This is a genomic window from Pseudomonas sp. PDM02 (assembly GCF_014852285.1).
In the GTDB taxonomy this organism is placed as follows: domain Bacteria; phylum Pseudomonadota; class Gammaproteobacteria; order Pseudomonadales; family Pseudomonadaceae; genus Aquipseudomonas; species Aquipseudomonas migulae.
The window spans coordinates 192632-206000 of record NZ_JACVBL010000007.1 but is presented as its reverse complement, the minus strand read 5'-3'; the positions used below and the strand labels follow the sequence as shown (position 1 = coordinate 206000).

At 59.7% G+C, this 13369-nt stretch carries 16 protein-coding genes; 15 read left to right on the top strand and 1 reads right to left on the bottom strand.

All coding sequences use genetic code 11. The features are described 5' to 3' along the window. Positions 1-514 precede the first annotated feature (514 nt). From rluC to sppA, 3 genes are read left to right on the top strand one after another with little or no spacing between them, the layout of a single operon-like run. Complete coding sequence (rluC, locus tag IB245_RS14400) at positions 515-1477, top strand: 23S rRNA pseudouridine(955/2504/2580) synthase RluC (protein WP_192227909.1); 963 nt, start codon at positions 515-517, stop codon at positions 1475-1477. Further along, on the top strand, positions 1464-2126 hold the full coding sequence (locus IB245_RS14395) for an HAD-IA family hydrolase (protein WP_192227908.1): 663 nt from the start codon (positions 1464-1466) through the stop codon (positions 2124-2126). Before rluC ends, IB245_RS14395 begins: the two co-directional genes overlap by 14 nt. Positions 2127-2151: 25 nt before the next feature. Then, a complete protein-coding gene (gene sppA / locus IB245_RS14390; RefSeq protein WP_008031583.1) occupies positions 2152-3141 on the top strand; it encodes a signal peptide peptidase SppA in 990 nt (329 codons plus the stop codon). Positions 3142-3260: 119 nt separating this feature from the next. Here the strand turns inward: sppA and IB245_RS14385 are convergent, their stop codons facing one another. Continuing rightward, positions 3261-3839, bottom strand: a complete 579-nt coding sequence (locus IB245_RS14385) for a Maf family protein (protein WP_008040893.1) — start codon at positions 3837-3839, stop codon at positions 3261-3263. Positions 3840-3944: 105 nt separating this feature from the next. Between IB245_RS14385 and IB245_RS14380 the strand changes: the two genes are divergently transcribed. The 12 genes from IB245_RS14380 to IB245_RS14325 all read left to right on the top strand — a co-directional run bounded on the left by IB245_RS14380 (position 3945) and on the right by IB245_RS14325 (position 13357). Continuing rightward, positions 3945-4472, top strand: coding sequence for a YceD family protein (locus tag IB245_RS14380; RefSeq protein WP_008031588.1), 528 nt, complete (start codon positions 3945-3947; stop codon positions 4470-4472). Positions 4473-4485: 13 nt separating this feature from the next. After that, positions 4486-4668: a 50S ribosomal protein L32 gene (gene rpmF, locus IB245_RS14375; protein ID WP_003179396.1), complete on the top strand. Its 183-nt coding sequence runs from the start codon at positions 4486-4488 to the stop codon at positions 4666-4668. Between the two features lie 4 nt (positions 4669-4672). Further along, a complete protein-coding gene (plsX, locus tag IB245_RS14370) occupies positions 4673-5683 on the top strand; it encodes a phosphate acyltransferase PlsX (protein WP_081500214.1) in 1011 nt (336 codons plus the stop codon). Positions 5684-5808: 125 nt separating this feature from the next. After that, the gene (gene fabD / locus IB245_RS14365; protein ID WP_192227907.1) at positions 5809-6747 is read left to right on the top strand and encodes an ACP S-malonyltransferase; all 939 of its coding nucleotides are present in this window, start codon (positions 5809-5811) and stop codon (positions 6745-6747) included. A gap of 16 nt (positions 6748-6763) precedes the next feature. Continuing rightward, a complete protein-coding gene (gene fabG / locus IB245_RS14360; protein ID WP_008040890.1) occupies positions 6764-7507 on the top strand; it encodes a 3-oxoacyl-ACP reductase FabG in 744 nt (247 codons plus the stop codon). Positions 7508-7698: 191 nt separating this feature from the next. Beyond that, complete coding sequence (gene acpP / locus IB245_RS14355; protein WP_003175607.1) at positions 7699-7935, top strand: acyl carrier protein; 237 nt, start codon at positions 7699-7701, stop codon at positions 7933-7935. Between the two features lie 108 nt (positions 7936-8043). Beyond that, the gene (gene fabF, locus IB245_RS14350; RefSeq protein WP_008031595.1) at positions 8044-9288 is read left to right on the top strand and encodes a beta-ketoacyl-ACP synthase II; all 1245 of its coding nucleotides are present in this window, start codon (positions 8044-8046) and stop codon (positions 9286-9288) included. Then, positions 9288-10103, top strand: coding sequence for an aminodeoxychorismate lyase (gene pabC, locus IB245_RS14345; protein ID WP_192227906.1), 816 nt, complete (start codon positions 9288-9290; stop codon positions 10101-10103). The genes fabF and pabC overlap by 1 nt, the downstream gene beginning before the upstream one ends. A 3-nt stretch (positions 10104-10106) precedes the next feature. Beyond that, positions 10107-11327, top strand: a complete 1221-nt coding sequence (gene mltG, locus IB245_RS14340; protein ID WP_192227905.1) for an endolytic transglycosylase MltG — start codon at positions 10107-10109, stop codon at positions 11325-11327. Positions 11328-11346: 19 nt separating this feature from the next. Beyond that, positions 11347-11979 carry a dTMP kinase gene (gene tmk / locus IB245_RS14335; RefSeq protein WP_008040886.1) on the top strand — a complete coding sequence of 211 codons (633 nt, stop codon included), beginning with the start codon at positions 11347-11349 and terminating at the stop codon, positions 11977-11979. Beyond that, a complete protein-coding gene (locus IB245_RS14330) occupies positions 11972-12958 on the top strand; it encodes a DNA polymerase III subunit delta' (protein ID WP_008031605.1) in 987 nt (328 codons plus the stop codon). The genes tmk and IB245_RS14330 overlap by 8 nt, the downstream gene beginning before the upstream one ends. Before the next feature lie 42 nt (positions 12959-13000). Then, positions 13001-13357: a PilZ domain-containing protein gene (locus tag IB245_RS14325; protein ID WP_192227904.1), complete on the top strand. Its 357-nt coding sequence runs from the start codon at positions 13001-13003 to the stop codon at positions 13355-13357. The last annotated feature ends 12 nt before the right edge of the window (positions 13358-13369 follow it).

Below are 13369 nucleotides of genomic sequence, written 5' to 3'. Positions count from 1 at the left end.
AATCAACCGGCGGCTGTGGACGAGATGAAGCGTCTTGATAAAGCCTATTGCTACACAGTCCAGCGGTTGTGCATCTCCACCCTACACGTATCCCTGATAATTCGGGTGCTGCCGCGCGCAGAATCCGCAGCGGGTTGGCATTTACCGTGAGCTCCGAAAGGGGAGGTCACGCATCATGGCTAATTTAGGCGTTGTTTCCGAAGCGTTCGCTCGGGGTCATTCGCAGCTGACTGCACTTTGTGAACTGGCCGTGAATATGGGCTCGCGTAGCGAGTGAAAACTCTGCTTTGCGGCGTGATTCAGGCCTCATGTCACCTGCGCTCGTTACACCTGCAAACTCCACCGTTACGTAGCGAAAGCGCCGTAGGACGGCCTCGCGTCCTGGTGAATTGCATTGGTCAGGGCCGGTTTTTGACCGTTTGTCCGCTGTCCAGGCCGCTTTTGGCGGCGTTCGCGACTATAGCAGTAATGATTAAGTGCTTCAATTCCATAAAAAATTGATATCATCCGCGCCATGACGACTACTGCCCCCTCGACCCCAGGCGTACAACTGCTTGAGGTCTCGCCGGAATATGCCGGCCAACGTATTGATAACTTCCTTCTCGCTCGGCTCAAAGGCGTGCCCAAGACCTTGATTTACCGCATTTTGCGTAAAGGCGAAGTGCGAGTGAACAAAGGCCGGATCAAGCCCGAATACAAGCTGCAGGCGGGCGATATCGTGCGCGTGCCGCCGGTTCGCGTGCCTGAACGCGACGAACCCGTGCCGCTGGCCCAAGGCCTGCTGCAACGGCTCGAAGCCTCGATTATCTATGAAGACAAAGCGCTGATCGTGATCAACAAGCCTTGCGGCATTGCGGTTCACGGCGGCAGCGGCCTGACTTATGGCGTGATCGAAGCCTTTCGTCAGTTGCGTCCGGATTGCAAGGAGCTCGAGCTGGTTCACCGCCTTGACCGTGACACCTCCGGCCTGCTGATGATCGCCAAGAAACGCAGCATGCTGCGTCACTTGCACACGGCCTTGCGCGGTGATGGCGTGGACAAGCGCTACATGGCGCTGGTTCGCGGCAACTGGGCGGCATCGATCAAGCAAGTCCGTGCATCGCTGGGCAAGAGCAATCTGCGTTCCGGCGAGCGGATGGTCGAGGTCGACGAGGAGGAGGGCAAGGAATCGGTGACCGTGTTCAAGGTCCTGCGTCGATTCGGCGACTTTGCCACCTTGATCGAGGCCAAGCCGATCACTGGCCGGACTCACCAGATTCGCGTTCACACCTTGCACGCCGGGCATTGCATTGCCGGCGACACCAAGTACGGCGATGACGATTTCAGCAAGGAAATCCGCGATCTGGGCGGCAAGCGCCTGTTCCTGCATGCGTACATGCTGACCGTGCCGCTGCCGGATGGCGGCGAACTGAAGTTGCAGGCGCCTGTCGACGAGATGTGGGCCAAGACTGTGGAGCGCCTGAGTGCACCCCTCTGATTACAAGCTGCTGATTTTCGATTGGGACGGCACGCTGGCTGATTCCATTGGTCGGATTGTCGAGGCGATGCACGTTGCGTCCGAGCGTTCCGGTTTTCAGTTGCGCGATGACTTTGCTGTCAAAGGCATCATCGGCCTGGGCCTGCCGGAAGCGATTCGCACGCTGTACCCCGAGATCAGCGATACCGAACTGGTGGCGTTTCGCGAGCATTATGCGGACCACTACATCGCCTCTGAAGCCGTGCCTTCGCCGTTGTTCGAAGGGGTCGTCGAGTCGATGGAGGCGTTCCGCGCCGAGGGTTATCATTTAGCGGTTGCCACCGGCAAGGCGCGTCGCGGACTGGATCGGGTGCTGAAGTCGCACGGCTGGGAAGATTATTTCGACATCACCCGTGCCGCCGACGAAACCGCCAGCAAACCCCATCCGCTGATGCTTGAGCAGATCCTCGCCCATTGCGAAGTTCGTCCGGAGCAAGCGTTGATGGTTGGCGACTCGTCCTTCGACCTGCAGATGGCACGCAATGCCGGCATGGATTCGGTGGCGGTCAGCTACGGCGCGCAATCGATTGAAGCGCTGAAATTGTTCGAACCGGCGCTGGCTATTGATCGTTTTTCAGAATTGCATGCCTGGCTGAGTCAGCGGGCTTAATACGTTTTTGCCGGGGTAGATGGTCATGACCGACGAATGGAAGGCGCCCGCCAAGCCGAGCGCAGAGAGCGGTGACGAGAAAAGCTGGAAGCTGCTGGAAAAGACCCTGCTCGCCAGCGTGCAGGAGCAGCGTCGGTCGCGTCGCTGGGGGATTTTCTTCAAGTTGCTGACCTTTGTGTACCTGTTTGGCGCACTGGTGTTGTTTACGCCGTTGATGGACATGGAAAAAGCCGCCACTCGCAGCGCTAATTACACTGCGTTGATCGAAGTGACGGGCATGATCGCCGACAAGGAGCCCGCCAGCGCTGACAACATCGTCGGTAGCCTGCGTGCCGCCTTCGAAGATAAGAAGGTCAAAGGTGTCATCCTGCGCATCAACAGTCCGGGCGGCAGTCCGGTGCAGTCCGGCTACGTGTATGACGAGATTCGCCGGTTGCGCGGCTTGAACCCGGACACCAAGGTTTACGCGGTAATCTCCGATCTGGGGGCTTCCGGTGCTTATTACATTGCCAGTGCGGCGGATCAGATCTATGCCGACAAGGCGAGCCTGGTGGGTTCCATTGGTGTGACAGCGGCGGGTTACGGGTTTGTCGGCACCATGGAGAAGCTGGGTGTTGAGCGTCGGACCTATACGTCGGGCGAGCACAAGTCGTTCCTCGATCCGTTCCAGCCGCAGAAGCCTGAGGAGACTCGGTTCTGGCAGGGCGTGCTCGATACGACGCACCAGCAGTTCATCAACAGCGTCAAGACGGGTCGTGGCGACCGGCTCAAGGACAAAGAGCATCCGGAGTTGTTCTCCGGGTTGGTCTGGTCCGGTGAGCAGGCGCTGCCGCTGGGGTTGATCGATGGTCTTGGAAATGCCAGTTCGGTGGCGCGTGATGTGATTGGCGAGAAAGAGCTGGTGGACTTCACTGTTCAGGAATCGCCGTTCGATCGCTTCTCGAAGAAACTGGGCGCCAGCGTGGCTGAGCAGTTGGCGATGTGGATGGGCTTCCAGGGTCCGTCGCTGCGCTGATCTTCCGGCTACATAAAAAAACCGGCCCAAGTGGCCGGTTTTTTGTTGGCGCTCACATCCTGTAGGAGCCGGCTTGCTGGCGATGGCGCCCTCAAGGTCGGTGAAGGACTCGACAGTCGTCAGGGGATTTGCACCCCTTCAGCCAATAGCATGTCGATCAGGCGAATCAGCGGAAGGCCGATCAGGCTGGTGGCGTCAGGGCCTTCGGTGCGTTGAAACAGGCTCACCCCCAAACCTTCGGCCTTGAAGCTGCCAGCGCAATCGTAGGGCTGTTCGGCGCGCAGGTAGCGTTCGATGCGTGCGGTGTCGAGTGTGCGCATGTGTACGGTGAACGGCACGCAGTCGACCTGGCAGTGTCCCGTCTGGCTATTGAGCAGGGCCAGGCCGGTCAGAAAGGTTACGCTCGCGCCGCTTGAGGCCAGCAACTGCTCGCGAGCCTTTTCGAAGGTGTGGGGTTTGCCGATAATGCGCTCGCCGAGCACTGCAACCTGGTCAGAGCCGATAATCAGATGGGCGGGGTGGCTGCCGGCAAGAGCCCGGGCTTTTTCTTCGGCGAGGCGCTTTACCAGTTCGACGGCGGCCTCATTCGGCCGATGACTTTCGTCGATGTCCGGCGAGCTGCAAGTGAATGGCAGCTGCAAGCGGGCCAGCAATTCCCGGCGATACACTGAGCTTGAAGCGAGTAATAAAGGCAGCATGCGCATCTCCAGAAGACAGGCGCGAATTCTAGCGAGGCTTCCAGGTGACGGACAGGGCTGAATTTCCTTTGACATGGCTGGGTGCATCCCTATAATGCTGCGCCTATGTTGAATGACCCGATTCCACCTCACGTTGACCCGCGCAAATTGGCTGACCGTGGCACCACCCTTCAAGGTGAACTGCTGCTGGCCGATTTGGAGAGACTCTGCGACCCGCTTTCCGACAATGTCGGTACGGTGCAGGCTAAATTCGTTTTTGAACGAGATGAACGTAAGTCTGTGGTAATCCACAGCTTTATCGACACCGAAGTCAAAATGGTTTGCCAGCGTTGTCTTGAGCTGGTCACCCTGCCGATCCACAGCGAATGCAGTTATGCTGTGGTGAAGGAGGGTGCGAATACCCAGTCGTTGCCGAAAGGTTATGACGTGCTGGAACTGGGCGAAGATCCTTTGGATCTGCAGTCACTGATCGAGGAGGAGCTTCTGCTCGCCTTGCCCATTGTGCCTGCTCATCATCCGGAAGAATGCCAGCAGCCGGCGGGTCTCGATGAGCCCGAACCGAGCGAGGACGAGGTAACGCGGTCCAACCCGTTCAGTGTATTGGCGCAGTTAAAGCGTGACCCAAACGTTTAGGAGTTAATCAATTATGGCTGTTCAGCAGAACAAAAAATCCCGCTCCGCCCGTGACATGCGTCGTTCGCACGACGCTCTCGAGGCTAGCACCCTGTCTGTAGAAAAAACCACCGGTGAAGTTCACCTGCGTCACCACGTATCGCCAGAAGGCGTATACCGTGGCCGTAAAGTGATCGACAAGGGCGCTGACGAGTAATCACTTGTCCGCTCAAGTCATCGCGATTGACGCAATGGGCGGGGACTTCGGTCCCCGCAGCATTGTTCAGGCCAGCCTCGCTTGTCTGATTGCTACACCCTCGCTGCACCTGACCCTTGTCGGTCAACCCTCCCTTCTTGAAGAATTGATCGCTGGCCAATCGGCTGTGGATCGCTCGCGCCTGTCGATTACCCCGGCATCCGAAGTGATCACCATGGACGAAAAACCTGCCCAGGCCTTGCGTGGCAAGCCGGATTCGTCGATGCGCGTGGCGCTTGAGTTGTTGCGTGATGGCAAGGTTCAGGCCTGCGTCAGCGCCGGCAATACCGGCGCGCTGATGGCCTTGTCACGGTTCGTGCTCAAGACCTTGCCGGGCATTGACCGGCCGGCCATGGTCGCGGCGATTCCGACGCAGAAGGGCTACTGTCAGTTACTCGACCTGGGGGCCAACGTCGATTGCAGCGCCGAGCATTTGCTGCAGTTTGCGGTGATGGGTTCGGTCGCGGCGCAAACCCTGGGCATCGTTCGTCCACGGGTTGCATTGCTGAACATCGGCACCGAAGACATCAAGGGCAATCAGCAGGTCAAGCTGGCGGCAACCTTGTTGCAGAGTGCTCGCGGCATCAACTACATCGGTTTTGTCGAAGGTGACGGTTTGTACCGTGGCGAGGCGGATGTGGTGGTGTGCGACGGTTTTGTCGGCAATATTTTGCTCAAGTCCAGTGAAGGTCTGGCGACCATGATTGCCGGGCGAATTGAAGCGCTTTTCAAAAAAAACCTCGCATCGAAAATGGTGGGCGCCCTGGCGCTGCCGCTGATGAAGCGTCTTCAGGCTGATCTGGCGCCTGCTCGGCATAACGGCGCAAGCTTCCTCGGGTTGCAGGGGATTGTGGTGAAAAGCCACGGTTCGGCAGGGGTTCAGGGCTTCCAGAGTGCGATTCAGCGGGCCTTGATCGAGATCCAGGAAAACCTGCCGGAACGCATTCACGGTCGTCTGGAGGATTTGTTGCTTTAGGCGTTTTCGTCGGACAATGCTTAAATGTGACCGCTCAGTTCAATTTGCCATCCAACTGTCAGTTTCTTGCGTCCCCCAAGCGGGACGTCAATTCTCCGACGACAAGATCATTAGGGGCTTGTTACATGTCTGCTTCCCTCGCATTCGTCTTTCCAGGACAGGGTTCGCAGTCCCTCGGCATGCTGGCCGAGTTGGGCGCGCAACATCCGGTGGTCCTCGAAACATTCAAAGAAGCATCCGACGCGCTCGGTTACGACCTGTGGGCACTGACCCAGCAAGGGCCGGAAGAGCAACTCAATCAAACCGATAAAACCCAGCCGGCCATTCTGACCGCCTCGATCGCCTTGTGGCGTCTGTGGCTGGCGGAAGGTGGTGCGCGTCCGGCTTATGTTGCCGGTCACAGCCTGGGCGAGTACAGCGCCCTGGTCGCTGCGGGCAGCCTGAGTCTGGGCGACGCGGTGAAACTGGTGGAGCGTCGCGGTCAGCTGATGCAAGAAGCCGTTCCGGCCGGGCAGGGCGGTATGGCTGCCATTCTCGGTCTGGACGATGCTGACGTACTGGCAGCCTGTGCCGAAGCGGCGCAAGGCGAAGTGGTCAGCGCGGTCAATTTCAACTCTCCGGGTCAAGTCGTGATTGCCGGTGCCAAGGCTGCGGTCGAGCGCGCCATCGAAGGCTGCAAGGCTCGTGGTGCCAAGCGCGCCATGCCGTTGCCGGTCAGCGTACCGTCCCATTGCGAGCTGATGCGTCCAGCCGCCGAGCGTTTCGCCGAGTCGATCGCTGCGATCAACTGGCAGGCACCACAGATTCCTGTGGTACAAAACGTCAGCGCGAACGTGCCGGCCGATCTCGAAACCCTCAAGCGCGATCTGCTTGAGCAGCTCTACAAGCCTGTGCGCTGGGTTGAGTCGGTCCAGGCGCTGGCCGCCAAGGGCGCGACCCAGTTGGTCGAATGCGGCCCCGGCAAAGTGCTGGCCGGCTTGAACAAACGCTGCGCCGAAGGCGTGTCGACATCCAACCTCAATACCCCAGACGCCTTCGCTGCCGCCCGTGCAGCGTTGGCCTGAATCAGGAGAAGCTTGCATGAGTCTGCAAGGTAAAGTTGCACTGGTCACCGGTGCGAGCCGCGGTATCGGCCAGGCCATCGCCCTGGAACTGGGTCGTCAGGGCGCCATTGTTGTTGGCACCGCGACATCCGCCTCGGGTGCCGAGCGCATCGCCGCTACCCTGAAAGAAAACGGTATTCAAGGCACTGGCCTGGAACTGAATGTCACCAGCGACGAATCCGTTGCCGCTGTGCTGGCGAGCATCCAGGAGCAGTTCGGTGCGCCGGCGATCCTGGTCAACAATGCCGGCATCACCCGCGATAACCTGGTGATGCGCATGAAAGACGACGAGTGGCATGACGTCGTCGATACCAACCTGAACAGTCTGTTCCGCCTGTCCAAGGGCGTTCTGCGCGGTATGACCAAAGCCCGTTGGGGACGAATTATCAGTATTGGCTCGGTTGTGGGTGCCATGGGCAACGCAGGCCAAGTAAACTACGCTGCCGCCAAGGCAGGTCTGGAAGGTTTCAGCCGTGCTCTGGCGCGTGAAGTCGGTTCGCGTTCGATTACGGTAAACTCGGTGGCCCCTGGGTTCATCGACACCGATATGACCCGCGAACTGCCCGAGGCACAGCGTGAAGTCTTGCAGGCGCAAATTCCGCTGGGTCGTCTGGGGCAAGCTCAAGAGATCGCGTCTGTGGTCGCTTTTCTTGCATCCGACGGTGCGGCTTACGTTACTGGGGCTACAATCCCGGTGAACGGCGGGATGTACATGAGTTAAATGTGACGGGTTGCTTCAAAAAAATGTCATACGAGCTGTCTAAAATCCGTTATAAAGCTGCAATCTATTTATAGGCAGAGGGTCACGGGGTTTGAGGAGTGAAGCTTTCAGTTGAAAAACTGAAAAGTCTTTCTATACACTTACCCACTGGCCAGCTGCCTGAATTTGTCCATTAGGAGTGAAAACAAGGTATGAGCACCATCGAAGAGCGCGTCAAGAAAATCGTTGCTGAGCAACTGGGCGTTAAAGAAGAAGAAGTGGTCAACACTGCTTCCTTCGTTGAAGACCTGGGTGCCGACTCCCTTGACACCGTTGAGCTGGTGATGGCTCTGGAAGAGGAATTCGAGACCGAAATCCCTGACGAAGAAGCTGAGAAGATCACTACTGTACAAGCTGCAATCGACTACGTTACTAGCCACCAGGCGTAATAGTTTGTAATCGTTGCTTGCTGTCATGGAAAAACCGCACTGCCATCATGGCGTGCGGTTTTTTCTTTAGGCCTGATGCAAAGTCGTCATTTGAAAAAGGAGAGTGCTGTGTCGCGTAGACGCGTCGTAGTCACCGGTATGGGTATGTTGTCGCCACTGGGCACGGATGTGCCGAGCAGTTGGCAGGGCATTCTGGCTGGCCGTAGTGGCATTGGTCTGATCGAACACACCGACCTTTCTGCCTATTCCACCCGTTTTGGCGGCTCGGTAAAGGGCTTCAATGTCGAGGAATATCTGTCGGTCAAGGAAGCTCGCAAGCTCGACCTGTTCATTCAGTACGGTCTGGCCGCAGGTTTTCAGGCGGTGCGTAACGCCGGTCTTGAAGTCACCGACGCCAACCGTGAGCGCATCGGCGTGGCCATGGGTTCGGGTATTGGCGGTCTGACCAATATCGAAGAAACCAGCCGCACGCTGCATGATTCCGGCCCACGACGGATCTCTCCGTTTTTCGTGCCTGGCTCGATCATCAATATGATTTCCGGTTTCCTGTCGATCCACCTGGGTGCACAGGGACCTAACTACGCCATCGCCACCGCGTGCACCACCGGTACGCACTGCATCGGCATGGCAGCCCGCAACATCATGTACGACGAAGCCGACGTGATGATTGCCGGCGGCGCCGAGATGGCCGCTTGCGGTCTGGGCATGGGCGGCTTCGGTGCCTCCCGCGCGCTGTCGACCCGCAACGACGAGCCGACCCGCGCCAGCCGTCCATGGGACAAGGGCCGTGACGGCTTCGTCCTGTCCGACGGTGCCGGTGCGCTGGTGCTTGAAGAGCTGGAACACGCCAAGGCTCGCGGCGCGACCATCTACGCCGAGCTGATCGGCTTTGGCACCAGTGGCGATGCCTACCACATGACGTCGCCGCCGGCTGACGGTGCGGGTGCTGCTCGTTGCATTTCCAACGCCCTGCGCGATGCGAAGATCAATAGCGATCAAGTCCAGTACATCAACGCCCACGGTACGTCGACTTCGGCCGGCGACCTTGCTGAGGCCTGCGCGATCAAGTCGGTGTTCGGCGATCACGCCTACAAGCTGGCGGTCAGCTCGACCAAGTCCATGACCGGTCACCTGTTGGGTGCGGCGGGCGCAGTCGAGGCAATCTTCAGTGTGCTGGCGATCAATAGCCAGGTGGCACCGCCGACCATCAACCTCGACGAGCCGGACGAAGGCTGCGACCTGGACTTCGTGCCGCACACCGCGCGCAACATGGACATCGATGTGGTCCTGTCCAACTCCTTCGGGTTTGGCGGTACCAACGGCTCGCTGGTGTTCCGCCGGTTCGCTGACTGATGGACAGCTGGGTCGACGGTCAGCCGGCTGACGCTCTGTCGCTGAAGGATCGCGGCCTGGCTTACGGTGATGGTCTGTTCGAGACCATTGCCGTGCGGAGCGGGCAGCCGCTGTTGCTGGACCGGCATCTGTCGCGCCTGGCGCAAGGCTGTTCACGCCTGGCGATCACGGCCGATCACGCGCTGATCCGCAGCGAGCTGCTGGCCTACGCCGCAGCACTGGGCGAGGGCGTGCTCAAACTCATCCTCACCCGCGGCGACAGCCTGCGCGGTTACGCGCCTGACCCTGCGGCCCAGGCCCGACGCATTCTTCAGGGCAACCCGCCTGCCGCTTATCCTGCTGTACATGCGGAGCAGGGCGTTCGCCTGTTTCCTTGCGCCACACGACTGTCCAGACAACCCTTGCTCGCCGGGCTCAAACACCTGAACCGTCTTGAGCAAGTCATCGCCCGTTCCGAATGGCAAGACACCGAGCATGCCGAAGGCTTGATGCTCGATCAGGCCGGGCGGGTGATCGAAGGTGTGTTCAGTAATCTGTTCCTGGTCCGCGATGGCGTGTTGATCACTGCCGATCTCAAGCGCTGCGGTGTGGCCGGCGTGATGCGCGCCGAATTATTGTTTCAAGCCGAGTCGCTGGGGATTCCCACGCAAATCACCGACATCACCCTCGAACAGCTGCAATGGGCTGATGAGGTCTTTATCTGCAACAGCGTGTATGGCGTTTGGCCGGTGCGCGCCTATGCAGCTCTGAGCTGGCCGGTTGGGCCGCTCACCCGTAAACTCCAAACCATTGCCCGCGCGCTACTGGATGCTTGATACGTGAGACGTAAATTCTTGCTGCTGCTGGAAACCGGACTGGTTCTGGCAGGGCTGTGTCTGGGCGCTTCGGCCTGGAAGATTCATTCGGCGCTGGAACAGCCGCTGAACATTACCCAGGAACAACTCCTGGAAGTGCCCAAAGGCACGACACCCACCCGCACTTTCTATCGACTCGAAGCCGATGGCGTCATCAAGGACGCTTTCTGGTTGCGTGTGTACTGGCGCTTCAACCTGGCCGGGCAACCGTTGCACAAAGGTGAGTACCGCATGCAGCCCGGCATGACGGTGGAAAACCTGATCGACCTGTGGAAACGCGGGGAAATGGTGCAGTACAGTCTGACGCTGGTCGAAGGCTGGAATTTCCATCAAGTGCGTGCCGCGCTGGCCAAGGATGAAAAACTTGAGCAGACGCTGAACGGCTTGAGCGATAGCGAAGTGATGGACAAGCTCGGTCACGCCGGGATCTTCCCGGAAGGGCGATTCTTCCCGGACACCTACCGTTTCGTGCGTGGCATGACGGACGTCGAGCTGCTGAAAAAAGCCTACGACCGCCTCGACGAAGTCCTTGCCAAGGAGTGGGGGCAGCGCGCGGCTGACGTGCCATACACCGAACCCTATCAGGCGCTGATCATGGCCTCGCTGGTGGAAAAGGAAACCGGCGTACCGCAAGAGCGTGGACAGATCGCTGGCGTGTTCGTGCGGCGCATGGAAATGGGCATGCTGTTGCAGACCGATCCGACCGTGATCTACGGCCTCGGTGATCGCTACAACGGCAAGTTGACCCGCGCCCATCTCAAGGAAGCGACCCCTTACAATACCTACGTGATCTCTGGCTTGCCGCCGACACCGATTGCGATGGTCGGCCGCGAAGCGATCCATGCGGCACTCAACCCGGTGGCCGGCAACAGTCTGTACTTTGTCGCGCGCGGCGATGGCAGCCACGTGTTCTCCGATGATCTGGATGCTCACAACAGCGCGGTGCGTGAATTTCAGCTCAAGCGTCGCGCCGATTACCGCTCCAGCCCGGCGCCGGTCACCGCGCCAGAGGCGACGAATGAGCAGGCTCCGATCCCGGCGGCTTCGCCTGACCCGGCCCCGGAGGCGTTGGCACCAGTGACGCCACCAGAGCCGGTTCAAGAAACGACTCAAGAACCTGCTAAAGAGCCCGCTGCTGCACCCGCGCCCGAATCGGATGCAACCGCGCCGCAAAGCCCGCAATGATTCTGACTAAGGACTGCCTGTGACTGGCTTGTTTATTACCCTGGAAGGCCCCGAAGGCGCCGGCAAGAGTACCAATCGCGAATACCTCGCCGAGCGCCTGCGCGCCGCCGGTATCGAAGTGGTGCTGACCCGCGAGCCGGGCGGCACGCCTTTGGCCGAGAAGATCCGCGAGGTGCTGTTGGCGCCGGTCGAGGAGGCCATGGACCCCGACACCGAGCTGTTGCTGGTGTTTGCCGCGCGCGCCCAGCATCTGGCCGGCGTGATCCGCCCGGCGCTGGCCCGTGGCGCGGTGGTGTTGTGCGATCGCTTTACTGACTCGACCTACGCCTATCAGGGCGGCGGTCGCGGTTTGTCGCTGGAACGCATCGCTACGCTGGAAAGCTTCGTTCAGGGCGAGTTGCGCCCGGACCTGACGCTGATTTTCGATTTGCCCGTGGAAGTGGGTCTGGCCCGCGCCAGCGCTCGCGGTCGTCTGGATCGCTTCGAGCTCGAAGGCCGGACGTTTTTCGATGCGGTGCGCAGTGCGTTCCTCAAACGCGCTAAAGCCGACCCGGCGCGATATGTGCTGGTCGACGCCGCCCAGCCGCTGGCGCAGGTTCAACAGTCGCTGGACGCCTTGTTGCCGCGTCTGCTGGAGTTGACCCGTGGCTGAAGCCTATCCGTGGCAGGACAGCCTCTGGCAGCAGTTGGCAGGTCGCAAACAACATGCGCACGCCTATCTGCTGCACGGCCCGGCCGGGATCGGCAAGCGAGCGCTGGCCGAGCGCCTGATGGCCAGCCTGCTGTGCCAGCGCCCGACCGCACAGGACGCTTGCGGTGAATGCAAATCCTGCCTGCTGCTCAAAGCCGGCAGTCACCCTGACAACTACATCCTCGAACCGGAAGAAGCCGACAAGGCGATCAAGGTCGATCAGGTCCGCGAGCTGGTCAGCTTCGTGGTCCAGACCGCGCAGATGGGCGGGCGCAAAGTAGTGTTGATCGAGCCGGTCGAGTCGATGAACATCAACGCCGCTAACGCCTTGCTCAAAAGCCTTGAAGAGCCGTCCGGCGATACGGTGCTGTTACTGGTCAGTCACCAGACCAGTCGACTGTTGCCCACCATCAAAAGCCGCTGCGTGCAGCAAGCCTGTCCACTGCCAAGCGAGGCCATGAGCCTTGCGTGGCTGGCCAAGGCGTTACCGGACAGCTCGGAAGAAGAGCGCGTCGAGCTGCTGACCCTGGCCGCCGGCTCACCGCTGGCGGCGGTGAATTTGCAGGCCCAGGGTGTGCGCGAACAGCGGGCGCTGGTGGTCGACGGTGTGAAGAAGTTGCTCAAGCAGCAGCAATCGCCGACACAACTGGCCGAAGGCTGGAACGCGATTCCGCTGTTGTTGCTGTTTGACTGGTTCTGCGACTGGTCGAGCCTGATCCTGCGGTATCAGCTGACTCAGGATGAAGACGGGCTGGGATTGGCCGATATGCGCAAGGTGATTCAATATCTGGCGCAGAAAAGCGCTCAGGACAAAGTCCTGAACATTCAGGACTGGATCCTCGCCCAGCGTCAGAAAGTCATGAGCAAGGCCAACCTCAATCGGGTGCTGTTGCTTGAAGCGTTGCTGGTGCAATGGGCGTCATTGCCTACCCAGAAGTGACCGACTGGGCCTATCCTCTGAACATCAGCAGCGGAGGTCAGCATGAATGAAGCCGTCAATCCGGGGCCGCGCAACGGCATTTTGTCCCTGACCATCAAGGACAGCTCCGTGCTCTACGCGGCCTACATGCCCTTCATCAAGAACGGTGGCCTGTTTATCCCGACCAACAAGAGCTACAAGTTGGGCGATGAGGTATTCATGCTGCTGAACCTGATGGACGAGCCGGAGAAAATTCCGGTCGCTGGCAAGGTTGCCTGGATCACCCCCAAAGGCGCGCAAGGCAACCGGGCCGCCGGCGTCGGCGTGCAGTTCAACGACGGTGACGACACCGCGCGCAGTCGAATCGAAACCCACCTGGCCGGAGCCCTGAAGTCCGACCGTCCCACTCATACGATGTAAGTTGCAGCCCTT